Raw genomic sequence first — 14669 nt, 5'->3', positions numbered from 1 at the left:
ATTGGCCGCAGGATGTGTGGTAGGACAAGCATCCGCGCCAAATGGTTCAACCTGAATTGTTAAGAGGCGCGCATCATGCCTCAAAATTGCCAGATCATTGGCGTCAATTCTGTGACAAATATTGAGCTGGGTAAAGGCGTAATGCCAGCACCAATTATCAGAAATGCGGACTGGTTTGAAATCTTTGCCCTGGCCCGCATCACTGACCGCTTCCGGGTGCACATCTGTTGATGTCCGATGACGTCAGAACGTGCATGCTATGCGGATTTTCAATCCTTGTTCCTTACCTGTACAGGATAGTGGCAATCTGCCGATTTACTAGGGCAAACACCCGTTGGAGGGCGTTTTCAGGATGGATGGCAGGCTTATTTATCTGATGGGACCCTCCGGTTCAGGCAAGGACAGCCTGATCGAGGCCGCGCGTGAGTCTTTGCGCGAGTTGAACTGTGAAATCATTCGCAGGGTGATTACCCGATCAGCGGAATCGGTGGGTGAGGATGCCATTGGCGTGACGCCCGAAGAGTTCGAGCGACGCCAGCAAGCCGGGGATTTCTCGCTGACCTGGCAGGCCAATGGGCTGGCTTATGGCATTCCCGCAGAAATGGACGAACGGTTACGCGCTGGGCAATCCGTGCTGGTGAACGGCTCACGCGCCAACCTGCGTCAGGCGCTTGAGCGCTATCCAAGCCTGCTGCCGGTTTTGCTGACGGTCAAGGATGAGGTCTTGCGTGAACGTCTGCTCAGACGTGGCCGGGAGACGCCCGAGCAGATCGATGCGAGGCTGGCGCGCAATGCGCTGTTCAAGGACAGAAGGGCAACTGACTTGCCCGTGCATCTGATCGACAACTCGGGCGAACTGGCGGACGCCGTCAAGCAACTGCTGGACTTGATCCGGCTTAACGCAGCACCGGATCAAACTTGATTTTGCGCCCGGCCACCAGGGCCAGTACAAACAACACTGCAAACACGCCGCAGCTGATCAAGGGCAGGGTGACTGTGGTTTCCTCGAACAGCGAAAAATGCACAACGCCACTCAATAAGGCGAGGATCAGAAATCCTGCGGCTGATTTGGACATGCTGTACTCCTGAAGATATTTCAAAAAACCAGACGTTCGGTGTCGCGCGTCGGCTGTGCTTGCTCAGGCTCATTGACTGCCTGTGCTGCGAAGTCGCTCTGATCGCTCAGCACCGCCCACTGCGGCGCCTTCTGCACCTGCAAGTAATGCGGCATGCGTTGGGCCACCGGTTCAGCACGCTCGGGAACAAAATGAAAGCCAACCAAAACCGCCAGTGCGATTGCGTTTGCGAGGAGGAGAGTGCTGTTCATGGGGCGGACTCCGTTTGTGCTGTTATGAGAACAGACAAAGCAGCCGGCGTGCCAACAGTCTAACCGCTGTGAAGTCCTTTAAAAACAAGCATTTGCAAGGGTTTCCCCCAAGCTTCGGGTTGCAATCTGCAATGATGGCTTTTTCGCGGCAGTGCAAATTGCACGGTAAATGTTCCCGCAGCATCGCAGGGCGCCTGCCTACACTTAAAAAGCCCACGGACGACATGACAAATCAGGGGCTGGCCGTTAACATGCACGCCGTCCGTCGCGCCGTGTCCGGCCACGACAACTCAGTGTCTCAGTAGCTCAATTGGATAGAGCATCCCCCTCCTAAGGGGAAGGTTGGCAGTTCGAACCTGCCCTGGGACACCATATATATCTATGCTTCCAGCGATTTAAGCGACGAACGTCCGAGCCTCGTGGGGGCAGAGGGGGGCAAAAGGATCGCTTCAAGCATGCAAAGAGCCCCGCTCAGGTTATTGCCCGTCGGGGCTTTTTAGTAATCGCGACCTCGTACCAAGGTATTGCTCTGCAAGAAGAGATGAGTCTTTGGTCGACGATAGCTACTGCTGACCTAGACTATTTCTAACTACCGAACTTGCGTCTCTCGGCTTTGGGTTGGAGGTTCGCTTCGCAGTGAACGCCAGCCAATGGCTCATTCAGACCAATGAGGATGAACCTTGAATCATGAACTATGGCTGGAACCCGATGGCTTACAATTGTTTTGTCCCTCCGGGCCTCAGGGTGATGAATCGCGCGCGCTCCTTGAGCCGGGGTCAAAACTGATTTGGGAAGTTGAGGCGGCAAGCCGCTTTGAAGCGATGAACAAGTACTATGAGTACATGGACTGGGGGGAGTGGACGACGGATTTTCCCGAGCTGGATAAGACGCCTTATGGAGGGCCCGGCTGGGAGGATTACTCTCCATGACATCCCAATCTCCTTGGCACCCCCATCTTCAATTCATTCTCGCCAACCTTCTTCCGATTCCGGAAACCGCGAATACAAGGCCCCCTCGTCTCGCATCCGCGAGGAGATCCACGAAACCGGAACGGTTGACGTCGATAGCCTTCCACGCTTCGCCCGTGTCGCCCGTCGAGATAAACCTTGTAGTGAAAAGATGACCCGGCGCGCAGGGTAATCGCTGCACAAGGAATCTTGAACCTCTCCACTTCAGAGAACCCCACCCCTTGCCGATAACTCATTCGGCGACCTCAGACTCGCACGAAATCGCTTGATAGCATTTAGCCTCCAGCTATCATCTGCGCGCCTGTGAAAACGCCCCCCGGTTCACCTACTTCAATTGCCTGGAAATCCTCGATGCTGTCGTATCACCAAAAGAGTTTTCTGATCGTCGATGATTTCTCGGATTTCCGCAGTTCCGTACGCTCGATGCTGCGCGAACTGGGGGTCAAGGATGTGGATACCGCCGATACCGGCGAGCAGGCGCTGAAGATGTGTGCGCAGAAGTCTTATGACTTCATCCTGCAGGATTTTCACCTCGGCGACGGCAAGAAGAACGGCCAGCAGGTCCTCGAAGACCTGATGTCGGAAAAACTCATCAGCCATGAAGCGGTGTTTGTCATGGTGACCGCCGAGACCAGTCAGGCAATGGTGCTCAGTGCCCTGGAGCACGAGCCGGATGCTTACTTGACCAAGCCGTTCAACCGCTCCGGCCTGGCCCAGCGCCTGGAGCGTCTGGAGCAGCGCAAGACGTTGCTCAAACCGATTTTGCAAGCCCTTGATCGCGGTAAGCCGGTCGAGGTGCTCAATGCCTGTATTGCGCTGTGCAAGCAGGACATTCGTTATTCGCCGCTGTGCCTGCGTTATCGCGCCGATGCGCTGCGCGACATGAACCAGAACGAAGCCCTTGAACGCCTCTACGACAGCATCATCGCTGACCGGCCGTTGCCGTGGGCGTTTGCCGGGTTGGGCAAGTTGCTGTTCAAGCGTGGGCAAGTGGCGCAGGCCAAAGGTGTTTACGAAAAAGCGCTGAAAGTATTTCCGATGATGCCGGCACTGTACGACGGCATGGCCGATGTGCTGGTCGCCGAGGGCGATACCAAAGGCGCGCAGCGGGTGCTGGAGGAGGCCATTCGCTTATCGCCGCTGGCGGTGCGCCGGCAGGCGTTGCTCGGCAAACTGGCGATGGCCAACGAAGACTTCGACACCGCGTCCCGCGCTTATCGGCAGGCAGTGGCGCAGGGCGCGCAGTCGCGCTTCAAGGATCCGGAAAGCAACCTTGGTCTGGCTCATGCCTTGATCAGCAAGGGCAGTGAGCGCGGTCTCGATACGCGCACGCGGCTGGAGATCAACACCACGCTCAGCGCCGTCGCCAAAGAGAACCCGTCTGACCCGGGCCTGCAGATTCGTGCGCGGCTGATGAAGGCCACCAGTCTGCTGCTCAACGATGCCGAGACTGCCGACAAACTCACCGAACAAGCGCTGATGCGCCTCGACGGCATGGAGCAGTTCATGAGTCCCGAGGCCGCGCTGCTGGTCGCCAAGCAATTGCAGATGCTCGGTCAGGCCGAGGCGGGCACTTCGATGCTCAAGAGCTGTGCGGAGATCTACGGTGACGATCCGGCGGTGATGAAAGACATCGCCAAGCTCACCGACGATCCGACTATCCTCAGTTCGAGCAACGCCGCTGCCGACCTCAACCGGCAGGGCGTGCGTGTGTACAAGACCGGCAACCTGGTGGAGGCCCGCGAGGTGTTCCGCAAGGCGCTGAAGATGCAACCGAAGAACATCAGTATCGCGCTGAACATGGCCCAGTCGCTGCTGCACGGCACCGACACCAGTGTGCCGTCGGCGGAGCTGGAAGAATGTCGGGCCTGCCTGAAAATGGTCGGCCTGATGCCCGACACCGACGCGCGGTTTGCGCGTTATCAGAAGCTGAAAAGCAAGGCGTTTGGCGAATGAACCAAGACGAGCAGGCGCTGGATTTCTCCACGGTGATTGCCTCCACCGTTCACGACATGAAGAACTCGCTGGCGATGCTGATGCAGGCCCACAGCCAGTGGCTGGCGCGTTTGCCTCAAGAGCAGCGTAGCGGGGCGGAGCAGGGCGTGATCGACTTCGAGTTCGCCCACCTCAACGGCATGCTGGTGCAGTTGCTGGGGCTGTACAAGCTCGGCGTCAACCAGTTGCCGCTGCAACCGGCGTATCACGAACTGGATGATTTCATCGAGGCGCAACTGGCATCGCACCAAGAGGTGTTCGCCAGTCGCGGGATCATTGCCACCTATGAAGTCGATCCCTTGAGCCCGCTGGGGTTCTTCGACCGCGAATTGGTAGCCTCGGTGTTGGGCAACTGCATCAACAACGCCATTCGTCATGCCCGCGAGTCGCTGCTGATTACCGTCAGCGACGAGGCCGGGCAACTGGTGTTGAGCATCAACGATGACGGCGACGGTTACCCGGCCGAAATGCTCGAGCGTCAGGCTGATTACGTGCAAGGCATCAATCACGGCAGCGGCAGCACCGGCCTGGGCCTGTATTTCGCCAACCGTATTGCTGCGTTGCACCAGCGCAATGGCGTGGTCGGGCACACCGAAATTCGCAATGGCGGACCATTGGGTGGCGGGGTGTTCAGCCTCTACCTGCCCTGAAGGCATGCCCCCTGTAGGAGCTGCCGCAGGCTGCGATCTTTTGATCTTAAAAACAAAGTCAAAAGATCGCAGCCTGCGGCAGCTCCTACACGGAAATTCAGTGGTGGCCTTTTTTGTTTGACGCTGCTTGATATTCCGAACAGCCGGAGCCTATTTTGTACGGTCGCCGTTCGCGGCTCGCACAATAACAAGGATTGCGTCATGACAACCGATGGCCAGCGTTCACTCGCGCAGCGACTGACCGGCATTGATGAGATTGAATGTGTCACGCCGGATTTGAACGGCGTGCCGCGCGGCAAGGTGATGACCGCCGAGGGTTTCCTCGAAGGGCGGCGTTTGCAGATGGCGCGGGGTGTGCTGCTGCAATGCATCATGGGCGGGTATCCGCCGGCGCGTTTTTACGGCAGCGATGACGGCGACCTCGCGCTGGTGGCCGAGCCGAGCATGATCCATCCCCTGCCATGGAGCGACGAGCCACGTGCCCTGGCCATCTGCGATGCCGACGAACTGAGCGGTGAAAGCTCCAATCTGTCGACCCGTGGCCAACTCAAGAAAGTCATCGCCCGTTACGCCGCACGCGGTCTGGCGCCGGTAGTGGCGACCGAGCTGGAATTCTTCGTCTTCGCGCCGAACACCGATCCGACCCAGCCGTTCCGTCCGCCAGTCGGCCTCGACGGGCGTCGCGAGGATGGTCAGTCGGCGTTCAGCGTCAGTTCCAACAATGGTCTGCGGCCATTCTTCAGCGAAGTCTATAAATGCATGGCAGCCCTCGGTCTGCCGCGCGATACCTTCATGCATGAAATGGGCGTCAGCCAGTTCGAGATCAACTTGCTGCACGGTGATCCGCTGTTGCTCGCCGATCAGACCTTCCTGTTCAAACACCTGCTCAAGGAAGTCGCGCTCAAGCATGGTCTGAGCGTGGTGTGCATGGCCAAACCGCTGGCGCACACACCGGGCAGTTCGATGCACATTCACCAGAGCCTGGTCGAGATCGCCACCGGCAACAACGTGTTCAGTGACGAGAGTGGCCAGCCAACCGCGATGTTCCGCCATTTCATCGGCGGGCAGCAGGCGGGCATGGCCGATTTCACCGCGCTGTTTGCGCCGAACGTGAACTCCTATCAGCGTCTGTGTCACCCGTATGCGTCGCCGAACAACGCCTGCTGGTCCCATGACAACCGCGCCGCAGGGCTGCGAATTCCGGCCAGTTCGCCGGTGGCCCGGCGAGTCGAAAACCGCTTGCCCGGCGCCGATGCCAACCCGTATCTGGCGATTGCCGCGAGTCTGGCCGCCGGCTTGCATGGGATCGAGCATGAATTGGAGCCGACCGCGGCGATTCAGGGCGAATTCGAAGTGCCGGACAATCTTTCGTTGCCGTGTACCTTGCATGCCGCGCTCGAGCGTCTGAAACGTAGCCAATTGGCCAGGGAACTGTTCGGACAGGAGTTCATCGAAGGCTACATCGCTTCGAAGACCATGGAGTTGACCAGCTTCTTTGATGAAATCACTCCCTGGGAACGGCGTGTTCTAGCAGCCCAGGCCTGACGAACTGTCGTCGTCGGGCTATCGTTTGGATAGCCCGATACTTACTGCAAGGAGCCGCTCGGAACGCCGATGCGCCAAATCTGGAAATCCTTTCGAGCGCTGTATTTCGCCTCGCTGATGATGTTGATCGGCTCGGGCCTTCTATCTACTTATCTGGCATTGCGCCTGGCCGCTGACCATGTCGACGGACTGTGGGTCGGTGCGCTGATGGCGGCCAACTATTTCGGCCTGGTGCTGGGCGGCAAGATCGGTCACCGCTTGATCGCCCGGGTCGGACACATTCGCGCGTATTCGGCGTGTGCCGGGATTGTCGGCGCGGCGGTGCTCGGGCATGGACTGGTCGACTGGCTGCCGGCGTGGCTGGTGCTGCGGACCATCGTCGGTCTGGGCATGATGTGCCAATACATGGTGATCGAGAGCTGGCTCAACGAGCAGGCCGATGCCAATCAGCGCGGGCTGGTGTTCAGCGGTTACATGATCGCTTCGTATCTGGGGCTGGTGCTCGGTCAGCTGATTCTGGTCATGCACCCGGGCCTCGGTCTGGAGCTGCTGATGCTGGTCGCGCTGTGTTTTGCCCTGTGTCTGGTGCCGGTGGCGCTGACCCGGCGGATTCACCCGGCGCCGCTGCATCCGGCGCCGATGGAGCCGCGCTTCTTCATCAAGCGCGTGCCGCAGTCGTTGAGCACGGTGCTCGGCGCCGGCCTGATCATCGGCTCGTTCTACGGTCTGGCGCCGCTGTATGCCTCGCAGCAGGGGCTGTCGACCGAGCAGGTCGGTCTGTTCATGGGTAGCTGCATTTTTGCCGGGCTGCTGGTGCAGTGGCCGTTGGGCTGGTTGTCCGACCGTTATGACCGGGCGCTGCTGATTCGCTGCTTTGCCGGGTTCCTCGCGGTCGCGGCGTTGCCGCTGGCGATCCTGCCGCAGGTGCCGCTGGAGGTTTTGTTTGTCGTCGGATTCATGTGTTCGCTGGTGCAGTTCTGCCTGTATCCGCTGGCGGTGGCGTTCTCCAACGACCACGTCGAGGGCGATCGCCGTGTGTCGCTGACGGCGATGCTGCTGGTGACCTACGGGGTCGGCGCAAGTATCGGCCCGCTGTTGGCGGGCGTGCTGATGAAGCTGTTTGGCAGTCAGAGCCTGTACGCGTTCTTCAGCTTCTTCGCATTGGTGCTGGTGTGGCGCATCCGCCCGAAAGCCGTGACCAATCTGCATCAGGTCGACGATGCGCCGCTGCATCACGTAGCGATGCCGGACAGCATGTCCAGCTCGCCGCTGGTGGCAGCACTCGATCCGCGAGTGGATGAGCAGGTGGTGCAGGAGCAGATGCAGACCACGGTTACGCCAGAACCGGAGCCGGAACCCGAAGTGCAGCCTGAAGCGGCGGTGGAAACTGATCCGGCTGATGGCGGCGATAAACCGACACCGGACATCAGTGGGGCCAGGCCCTGAGTCGGGTGAGGGTAAGGCTGTTCAGAGGCAGACGCTGTAACTGTAACTGTAACTTTGACTGTGGCTGTGGCGAGGGAGCTTGCTCCCGCTGGACTGCGCAGCAGGCCCCGCTTGCCAGATAAAGGGAGCGCTTCGCGCCCCAGCGGGAGCAAGCTCCCTCGCCACAGGTGTTCGGTGCTGGCAGAAAAATTTCCGCCATAAAAAAGGGCAGTCCCTCGCGGGACTGCCCTTTCTATTTGCCTGTACGAATCACAGATCGTCTTTATCGAACCGGCGTGCTTCACGCTGCAGCTGATAGACGAAGCGCTCGACGTTGCGCGCCGCCTGGCCACTGATGTTGTGGAAACGCAGACCAGCGAAGGTGATGTTGAGCTTTTCTTCGAAGTGCAGATAACGCAGTTCGACCGAGATGGGCTGATTGCCGAACAGCGGGGTGGCGATCATGCGGTCGTAGACCTGGCCCAGTTGTAGGCGATCAGTAATGTCGCCTTCAAAACGCAGCTTGCAACCGGTGGCGGAGATGTCCAGCAGTTTGCCGTTGATCGGCGCCTTGAGCTTTTCACCACCGAGTTCGACGCTGACCAGGTCTGTCAGCTTCAGGGCTGCGCGAAAGGCGTTGCGGCGCTGGTGGTAAACCACTTCGGTCGGCAGGTCGCCGGTGTAGAAGCGGTCGCCTTCGGACTCTTCGATGTTCAGCGTGCCGGTGCATTCCCAGGCGATGCGCACGCCCTCGTGGAAGCCTTCGACCTTGAACGGTTCGCCCGCCAGCAGAAAACGCTCGCCATCGCGCGGGATCATTTCGTCCAGGGCGATGGTCGCGGTATCGCGGTCGACCTTGATCAGGTAGCTCTGAAAGCGCTGGCTGCGCTCATGGAACGTGATGATCAGCGGATCGTGGCTTTCTTGCAGCTGGCGCAGGTTGCTGGAGATTTCCAGGGGCGTGGTCAGCACCTTTGGGGGCTGCGGACTGTCATCCGCGCTTAGGGCGTTTGGCACGTTTTCTCAATCTCCAGACAAAATTTGACTACGACTAGCCAGCATTTTGCCAGCATGTTTCGCGGGTTGATAGTGCAGGCACGTCGAATGGCTCACGCCTGGCTGAGCGTACGCGGCTTGGTGGGTTTGGCGAAAGTGCCCGAGGCGTCATACAACGCTGGCGGCTCGCCCCCGGTGAGGATTTTCAACTGATTGGCCGTGGCGGCCTGCTGAATCTGGATCGACTGGCCGTTCTTGACGTTGGCCGCCTGGCACTGGGCAATCAGGTCGGTCAGCACGTCGCTCTGAGCCAGCAACTGGTCGCCAATGCTCGAGTGGCTGGCCAGTTGCTCCAGGCCCTGACGGTCGAGCGGCAGGTTGAGGCTGGCGAGGATTTCGCTGCGCTTGCGGCCATGCTGTTCAAGCAGAATGATCAATGCCTGTTTGCGCGCCAGAATATCTTCGAGCAAAGGCATGTCGCGACCGTGCAAGGCGAGGGACTCGGTTTGCAGTAACTCCAGCAATTGTTGAGCTGGAGCAAAGTCGTCGGTGATCAGTTGCAATAAATTAGTGTCGTGCATGGCTGGCCTTGGGTTCTAAGCGTCCAAAAGCCTGGCGCCGGCAAAAGCCTAGCGCTGGGCTTCGAAGTTGAGCAGTTTGCTGGCTACACGGTTGCTGTCGACTTTATAGCTGCCATCGGCAATCGCTGCTTTCAACTCGGCCACGCGGGCTTTGTCGACGGCAGGCTGATCGCGCAGCTTGTCAGTGACCTTCTGCAACTGTTGAGCCTCATTGCTGAGGTGTACCGATTCCCCGCTTTTTGCGGTACTGGCCGTTTCGGCCTGGGTATTCAGCGGCGCGGAGGTGCCGGATTCGGCAGTTTCCTTGGCGTTGCTGGTACGTGTACTGCCCGTAAGTGACGAGGAGCTGTTCAAACGGCTGAAATCGATGACCATGTTAAAAACCTCTGGGAATTTGGACGCTTGCCATGTTCTCGGCCATTCCCTGGAAAACTTTAGGCTCACTTTGCAATGAGCTGCATGTGCCGAAGCGTGTTCTGCTTCGGCACAGTTTAGGGAAGCGTCGAGATCGGCGCCAGTTTTCTGCCTGAGCGTTTTACATGGCCACTTCCACCTGGCCCGGCGCGATGACTTGCGCCTTGATCACCCGGTTGGAATTGAGGTTTTTCACCCGGATCTGTTCTTTCAGACCGCCATTGGCCAGGGCTTCGCCGGGCATGCGCACGGCGAGTGTGCCGCTGCGGGCGATGATGACCACCTGATCACCCTTGCGCACCACTTCAGCCTGTTCCAGATGCACCAGAGTGATCACCTGATCGGCGACCGTTGGTCGGGTTAATTTCTGCCCGATGGCTTCATCCACCGACGTCAGGAAACCCTGATTGATCTGGCTGATGTCGCGTTCACGCAAGGTCACGTCCTGCGGCTCGATAATTCCGGCGCGTTTCAGCGGGCGGGTGGTGGTGACAATCTCGCGAAACAGGCGGACTTGAGCGGGCACGAACACCGTCCACGGCGAGCTTCCCTCGCATCGCACCTTGACCGTAACCCGGCCCAGCGGGCGTGCCGGACTCTCCAGCGACGCTGTCAATTCCTTGTCGCACATAGGCATGCGCATACGCGGGTCGAGCTGGTTGACCTCGATTTCGTAGCGACCTTCCGTTTGACTGGTAGCCAGATAGTCTTCTACGGTGAACTCAAGAAAGCCCTGGGTGACGCCGATAAGCATGTCAGGCAAGGTAACCGTATCAGCACCGGCAGGGCTGCCAGCGAAAAACAAGCAGACGGCAGACGTCGCGCACAGCGCTTTGCGGGTGCGGGAGGTCAGGCGTCGGAAAAATGTCGTTTGAGCGTTCATACGAGTTAAAAAGCAAGCGCCGTGCCGTTTAGCAATGAATGTGCGTCGCAACAACACTTGGCGTTGGTGTAGGAGTCTGGGCATGGCTGGTGTAATGGATTCGGTGAACCAGCGCACGCAACTGGTGGGGCAGAATCGCCTGGAGCTGTTGTTGTTCCGTCTCGACGGCCAACAGCTCTACGGAATCAACGTGTTCAAAGTGCGGGAAGTGCTGCAATGCCCGTCGCTGACGTTGATGCCCAAGTCCAGTCCTGTCGTGTGCGGGGTGGCGAATATCCGGGGGGCGACCATTCCGATCCTTGATCTGGCAATGGCGACCGGTTCCGGGGCGTTGAAAGACAAAAACAGTCCGTTCGTGATCATCACGGAGTACAACACCAAGACCCAGGGTTTCCTGGTCCGCTCGGTGGAGCGCATCGTCAACATGAACTGGGAAGAGATCCATCCGCCGCCCAAGGGCACGGGGCGCGATCACTACCTGACCGCTGTGACTCGGGTCGACAATCAGTTAGTCGAAATCATCGATGTCGAGAAGGTGCTGGCGGAAGTCGCGCCGACGCCGGAAGCGATTTCGGTCGGCGTGGTGGATGTCGAGACCCAGAGCAAGGCGTTGTCGCTGCGGGTGTTGACGGTCGATGACTCGTCGGTGGCGCGCAAGCAGGTCACTCGTTGCCTGCAGACGGTCGGGGTCGAAGTGGTGGCGCTGAACGACGGCAAGCAGGCGCTGGATTACCTGCGCAAGCTGGTCGATGAGGGCAAGAAGCCGGAAGAAGAGTTCCTGATGATGATTTCCGACATCGAGATGCCGGAGATGGACGGGTACACCCTGACGGCGGAAATCCGCAACGACCCGCGCATGCAAAAGCTTCATATCATCCTGCATACTTCGTTGTCGGGGGTATTCAATCAGGCGATGGTCAAGAAAGTCGGTGCCGATGACTTCCTGGCCAAATTCCGTCCTGATGACCTGGCATCCCGGGTAGTCGACCGGATCAAAGCAGCAGATATCAGCTAGGGACCTTTTGTCCCTGGCGGTCAACACGATTTAAGAGGCGGCATCATTGTCTACGGGTAATTTGGATTTCGAACAATTCCGGGTCTTCCTGGAAAAAGCCTGTGGCATTTTGCTCGGTGAAAACAAGCAGTACCTGGTCTCGAGCCGTCTCAACAAACTGATGGAGCAGCAAGGCATCAAGTCCCTGGGTGAGCTGGTACAGCGCATCCAGACCCAGCCGCGCAGCGGTTTGCGCGAGCAGGTGGTCGATGCCATGACGACCAACGAAACCCTGTGGTTTCGTGACACCTATCCGTTTGAAGTCTTGAAGAACAAGGTGCTGCCCGAGGCGATCAAGGCTAGTCCCAACCAGCGTCTGCGGATCTGGTCGGCGGCGTGCTCGTCGGGTCAGGAACCGTATTCGCTGTCGATGTCGATCGATGAGTTCGAGCGCAGCAACCTCGGTCAGTTGAAGATGGGCGTGCAGATCGTTGCCACGGACTTGTCCGGCAGCATGCTGACCAACTGCAAGACCGGCGAGTACGACAGCCTGGCAATCGGCCGCGGTTTGTCCGCCGATCGTCTGCAGCGCTACTTCGACCCGAAAGGGCCGGGGCGCTGGGTGATCAAGGCGCCGATCAAGAACCGGGTGGAATTCCGTTCGTTCAACCTGCTCGACAGCTACGCGAGTCTGGGCAAGTTCGACATCGTGTTCTGCCGCAACGTGCTGATCTACTTCTCCGCCGAGGTGAAGAAAGACATCCTGTTGCGCATTCACAGCACGTTGAAGCCAGGCGGCTATCTGTTCCTTGGCGCTTCCGAAGCGCTGAACGGTTTGCCGGATCATTACCAGATGGTCCAGTGCAGCCCGGGGATCATCTACCAGGCGAAGTGATTGCACCGGCAACAGCAAAAAACGGCAGGCCCGCAAAGGCCTGCCGTTTTTTTTGTGCCCGATGAATTTCTCCCTGGCACCACAAATCCCTGTTGGAGCGGGCTTGCCCGCGATAGCGTCGTGTCAGTCGATTTAGATTAACCAGACATACCGCCATCGCGGGCAAGCCCGCTCCCACAGGGTTCAGTGTTGGCTGATAGAAGGCAGTCAGGCGGCAGAAAAGCGGCATTCGGCGGAAACCGGTTGCCGCTTTTCTGGCATTGCCGCTTTGCCGATGCCCCGCAAAGCCCCGGTTTACGGGGGTTATTCTGTTTGGCACGCGCCTTGCTAAAGCTCAGGTACGAAAAACCGGTCACCCGAAGGTTCCCGACATGAGCATCAGCTTCGATAAAGCGCTCGGCATTCACGAAAAGGCATTGGGCTTCCGCGCCCAGCGCGCTGAAGTGTTGGCCAACAACATCGCCAACGCCGATACCCCGAATTACAAGGCTCGGGATCTGGACTTCTCCAAAGTGCTTGAAGCACAGACCCAGAAGAACGCCAACGGCACCATTGCCCTGAACATGACCAACAGCCGTCACATCGAAGTTGAAGGCCTGGGCAATGGCGACGAGTCGCTGATGTATCGCACGCCGATGCAGCCTTCGATCGACCAGAACACCGTGGACGCTCAGCTTGAGCAGTCGAACTACGCGGAAAACGCAGTCGGCTTCCAGGCCAGCTTCACCCTGCTCAACAGCAAATTCAAAGGGCTGGTGTCAGCCCTGCGCGGAGAGTAATCCATGTCCCTGTCCAGCGTTTTCAACATTGCCGGCAGCGGCATGAGCGCACAAACCACGCGTCTGAACACCGTGGCTTCGAACATCGCCAACGCCGAAACCGTTTCGTCGAGCATCGATCAGACTTACCGCGCCCGTCACCCGGTGTTCGCCACCATGTTCCAGGGCGGCCAGAACACCGGCAGCAACTCGCTGTTCCAGAGTCAGGACGCCGCAGGGCAGGGCGTGCAGGTACTCGGCGTGGTCGAAGACCAGAGCAACCTCGAAGCGCGCTACGAGCCGAACCATCCGGCCGCTGATGCCAAGGGCTATGTCTACTACCCGAACGTCAACGTGGTGGAAGAAATGGCTGACATGATTTCCGCGAGCCGGTCGTTCCAGACCAACGCCGAAATGATGAATACCGCCAAAACCATGATGCAGAAGGTACTGACCCTCGGTCAGTAATAAGGGGCGACTGCCATGAGCGTTACCGATACCACCAGCAGCCTGAGCATGAATGACATCCTGGCGAACTCGTCGAAAAAGACCAGTTCGACCGCCGATGGCATTGCTTCGGCCACGAACAGCTCCACCGGCGGCCAGGCCCTGGGCAAGGACGCGTTCCTGCAACTGCTGGTTACCCAGTTGAAGAACCAGAATCCGCTCGACCCGCAAGACAACAGCGCCTTCGTTGCGCAGTTGGCGCAGTTCAGCAGTCTTGAGGGCATCACCACCCTCAACAGCACCGTCAGTTCGCTGGCCGGCAACTACAACTCCTCGCAAGCCTTGCAGGCGTCGTCGCTGGTCGGTCGCAACGTGATCGTGCAGACCAACAGCGTGCAGATGGACGACCCGAGCAAAGGCATGACCGGTTCGGTCACCGTTCCGTCGTCGATTGCCGGCGGCACGGTCACCATCACCGACAGCACCGGCACGGCGATTCGCACCATCGACCTGGGCAGTCGCGCAGCGGGCAACGCGAGCTTCACCTGGGACGGCAAGGACAAGGACGGCAATCTGGTCAAGGCCGGTACTTATACCGTCAAGGCCAACGCATCGATCAATGGCACCTCCACCGACCTGGCGACCTACCTGCCAGCGACGGTCACCAGTGTCACGATCAGCCAGACCGGTGGCGAGCTGATGCTCAACCTGTCCGGCAAGGGCACCGTTGCCCTGTCCAAAGTACAAACCATTGGTATATAGAGCCGACTAACCGGCACAAAGGAGTGGAA

General features: G+C 58.9%; 17 protein-coding genes and 1 tRNA gene. 12 read left to right on the top strand and 6 right to left on the bottom strand.

Features of this window, described 5'->3' with window-relative positions; genetic code table 11:
- Positions 1 to 352 precede the first annotated feature (352 nt).
- Entirely contained in the window at positions 353 to 922 is a 570-nt protein-coding gene (phnN, locus tag PMI25_RS08060; protein WP_007963075.1) for a phosphonate metabolism protein/1,5-bisphosphokinase (PRPP-forming) PhnN, read from the top strand.
- On the opposite strand, the gene PMI25_RS08055 is transcribed toward phnN, so the two are convergent.
- Both PMI25_RS08055 and PMI25_RS08050 read right to left on the bottom strand, forming a co-directional pair.
- The gene (locus PMI25_RS08055) at positions 897 to 1076 is read right to left on the bottom strand and encodes a PA3371 family protein (protein ID WP_007963072.1); all 180 of its coding nucleotides are present in this window, start codon (positions 1074 to 1076) and stop codon (positions 897 to 899) included. The genes phnN and PMI25_RS08055 overlap by 26 nt on opposite strands.
- Positions 1077 to 1096: 20 nt before the next feature.
- The gene (locus PMI25_RS08050) at positions 1097 to 1327 is read right to left on the bottom strand and encodes a hypothetical protein (RefSeq protein WP_007963070.1); all 231 of its coding nucleotides are present in this window, start codon (positions 1325 to 1327) and stop codon (positions 1097 to 1099) included.
- Positions 1328 to 1622: 295 nt separating this feature from the next.
- On the opposite strand from PMI25_RS08050, the gene PMI25_RS08045 reads away from it, so the two are divergent.
- The 6 genes from PMI25_RS08045 (at position 1623) to PMI25_RS08020 (ending at position 7931) form a co-directional block, all read left to right on the top strand.
- Positions 1623 to 1699, top strand: a tRNA-Arg gene (locus tag PMI25_RS08045).
- Positions 1700 to 2007: 308 nt separating this feature from the next.
- Positions 2008 to 2256 carry a hypothetical protein gene (locus tag PMI25_RS08040; protein WP_007963068.1) on the top strand — a complete coding sequence of 83 codons (249 nt, stop codon included), beginning with the start codon at positions 2008 to 2010 and terminating at the stop codon, positions 2254 to 2256.
- Between the two features lie 390 nt (positions 2257 to 2646).
- The gene (locus PMI25_RS08035; RefSeq protein ID WP_007963067.1) at positions 2647 to 4251 is read left to right on the top strand and encodes a tetratricopeptide repeat-containing response regulator; all 1605 of its coding nucleotides are present in this window, start codon (positions 2647 to 2649) and stop codon (positions 4249 to 4251) included.
- Positions 4248 to 4940 carry a sensor histidine kinase gene (locus PMI25_RS08030; RefSeq protein WP_007963066.1) on the top strand — a complete coding sequence of 231 codons (693 nt, stop codon included), beginning with the start codon at positions 4248 to 4250 and terminating at the stop codon, positions 4938 to 4940. Before PMI25_RS08035 ends, PMI25_RS08030 begins: the two co-directional genes overlap by 4 nt.
- A 303-nt stretch (positions 4941 to 5243) precedes the next feature.
- Entirely contained in the window at positions 5244 to 6485 is a 1242-nt protein-coding gene (locus PMI25_RS08025) for a glutamine synthetase family protein (RefSeq protein ID WP_177325707.1), read from the top strand.
- A gap of 69 nt (positions 6486 to 6554) precedes the next feature.
- Positions 6555 to 7931, top strand: a complete 1377-nt coding sequence (locus PMI25_RS08020; RefSeq protein ID WP_007963063.1) for an MFS transporter — start codon at positions 6555 to 6557, stop codon at positions 7929 to 7931.
- Between the two features lie 249 nt (positions 7932 to 8180).
- Here the strand turns inward: PMI25_RS08020 and PMI25_RS08015 are convergent, their stop codons facing one another.
- From PMI25_RS08015 to flgA, 4 genes are all read right to left on the bottom strand, one after another.
- The gene (locus PMI25_RS08015) at positions 8181 to 8927 is read right to left on the bottom strand and encodes a flagellar brake protein (protein WP_007963062.1); all 747 of its coding nucleotides are present in this window, start codon (positions 8925 to 8927) and stop codon (positions 8181 to 8183) included.
- A 92-nt stretch (positions 8928 to 9019) separates the two neighbouring features.
- Positions 9020 to 9487 (bottom strand): flagella synthesis protein FlgN, encoded by a 468-nt coding sequence (locus tag PMI25_RS08010; RefSeq protein WP_007963060.1) that lies wholly within the window; start codon positions 9485 to 9487, stop codon positions 9020 to 9022.
- A gap of 48 nt (positions 9488 to 9535) precedes the next feature.
- Positions 9536 to 9862: a flagellar biosynthesis anti-sigma factor FlgM gene (gene flgM, locus PMI25_RS08005; protein ID WP_007917589.1), complete on the bottom strand. Its 327-nt coding sequence runs from the start codon at positions 9860 to 9862 to the stop codon at positions 9536 to 9538.
- Between the two features lie 160 nt (positions 9863 to 10022).
- Positions 10023 to 10784 carry a flagellar basal body P-ring formation chaperone FlgA gene (flgA, locus tag PMI25_RS08000; protein ID WP_081755196.1) on the bottom strand — a complete coding sequence of 254 codons (762 nt, stop codon included), beginning with the start codon at positions 10782 to 10784 and terminating at the stop codon, positions 10023 to 10025.
- 82 nt (positions 10785 to 10866) lie between these two features.
- Between flgA and PMI25_RS07995 the strand changes: the two genes are divergently transcribed.
- From PMI25_RS07995 to flgD, 5 genes are all read left to right on the top strand, one after another.
- Positions 10867 to 11799 carry a chemotaxis protein CheV gene (locus tag PMI25_RS07995; RefSeq protein WP_007963055.1) on the top strand — a complete coding sequence of 311 codons (933 nt, stop codon included), beginning with the start codon at positions 10867 to 10869 and terminating at the stop codon, positions 11797 to 11799.
- A 46-nt stretch (positions 11800 to 11845) separates the two neighbouring features.
- Positions 11846 to 12673 (top strand): protein-glutamate O-methyltransferase CheR, encoded by an 828-nt coding sequence (cheR, locus tag PMI25_RS07990; RefSeq protein ID WP_007963053.1) that lies wholly within the window; start codon positions 11846 to 11848, stop codon positions 12671 to 12673.
- A 371-nt stretch (positions 12674 to 13044) separates the two neighbouring features.
- The gene (gene flgB / locus PMI25_RS07985; protein ID WP_007963051.1) at positions 13045 to 13452 is read left to right on the top strand and encodes a flagellar basal body rod protein FlgB; all 408 of its coding nucleotides are present in this window, start codon (positions 13045 to 13047) and stop codon (positions 13450 to 13452) included.
- A 3-nt stretch (positions 13453 to 13455) separates the two neighbouring features.
- Positions 13456 to 13899 (top strand): flagellar basal body rod protein FlgC, encoded by a 444-nt coding sequence (flgC, locus tag PMI25_RS07980; RefSeq protein ID WP_007963049.1) that lies wholly within the window; start codon positions 13456 to 13458, stop codon positions 13897 to 13899.
- A 15-nt stretch (positions 13900 to 13914) separates the two neighbouring features.
- The gene (flgD, locus tag PMI25_RS07975; RefSeq protein WP_007963046.1) at positions 13915 to 14640 is read left to right on the top strand and encodes a flagellar hook assembly protein FlgD; all 726 of its coding nucleotides are present in this window, start codon (positions 13915 to 13917) and stop codon (positions 14638 to 14640) included.
- Positions 14641 to 14669: the final 29 nt, after the last annotated feature.

The organism is Pseudomonas sp. GM30, from assembly GCF_000282275.2.
In the GTDB taxonomy this organism is placed as follows: domain Bacteria; phylum Pseudomonadota; class Gammaproteobacteria; order Pseudomonadales; family Pseudomonadaceae; genus Aquipseudomonas.
The sequence above is the reverse complement of the archived record's forward strand: the minus strand, read 5'-3'. Positions and strand labels throughout refer to the sequence as shown.

What these genes read in the sequence shown, in the direction of transcription:
- PMI25_RS08030 (WP_007963066.1), top strand. Translation starts at nt 4,248, where the DNA reads ATGAACCAAGACGAGCAGGCGCTGGATTTCTCCACGGTGATTGCCTCC.
- flgD (WP_007963046.1), top strand. Translation starts at nt 13,915, where the DNA reads ATGAGCGTTACCGATACCACCAGCAGCCTGAGCATGAATGACATCCTG.
- flgA (WP_081755196.1), bottom strand. Translation starts at nt 10,784, where the DNA reads ATGAACGCTCAAACGACATTTTTCCGACGCCTGACCTCCCGCACCCGC.
- PMI25_RS07995 (WP_007963055.1), top strand. Translation starts at nt 10,867, where the DNA reads ATGGCTGGTGTAATGGATTCGGTGAACCAGCGCACGCAACTGGTGGGG.
- PMI25_RS08035 (WP_007963067.1), top strand. Translation starts at nt 2,647, where the DNA reads ATGCTGTCGTATCACCAAAAGAGTTTTCTGATCGTCGATGATTTCTCG.
- flgM (WP_007917589.1), bottom strand. Translation starts at nt 9,862, where the DNA reads ATGGTCATCGATTTCAGCCGTTTGAACAGCTCCTCGTCACTTACGGGC.
- PMI25_RS08055 (WP_007963072.1), bottom strand. Translation starts at nt 1,076, where the DNA reads ATGTCCAAATCAGCCGCAGGATTTCTGATCCTCGCCTTATTGAGTGGC.
- PMI25_RS08010 (WP_007963060.1), bottom strand. Translation starts at nt 9,487, where the DNA reads ATGCACGACACTAATTTATTGCAACTGATCACCGACGACTTTGCTCCA.
- flgB (WP_007963051.1), top strand. Translation starts at nt 13,045, where the DNA reads ATGAGCATCAGCTTCGATAAAGCGCTCGGCATTCACGAAAAGGCATTG.
- phnN (WP_007963075.1), top strand. Translation starts at nt 353, where the DNA reads ATGGATGGCAGGCTTATTTATCTGATGGGACCCTCCGGTTCAGGCAAG.
- PMI25_RS08025 (WP_177325707.1), top strand. Translation starts at nt 5,244, where the DNA reads ATGACCGCCGAGGGTTTCCTCGAAGGGCGGCGTTTGCAGATGGCGCGG.
- PMI25_RS08020 (WP_007963063.1), top strand. Translation starts at nt 6,555, where the DNA reads ATGCGCCAAATCTGGAAATCCTTTCGAGCGCTGTATTTCGCCTCGCTG.
- PMI25_RS08050 (WP_007963070.1), bottom strand. Translation starts at nt 1,327, where the DNA reads ATGAACAGCACTCTCCTCCTCGCAAACGCAATCGCACTGGCGGTTTTG.
- flgC (WP_007963049.1), top strand. Translation starts at nt 13,456, where the DNA reads ATGTCCCTGTCCAGCGTTTTCAACATTGCCGGCAGCGGCATGAGCGCA.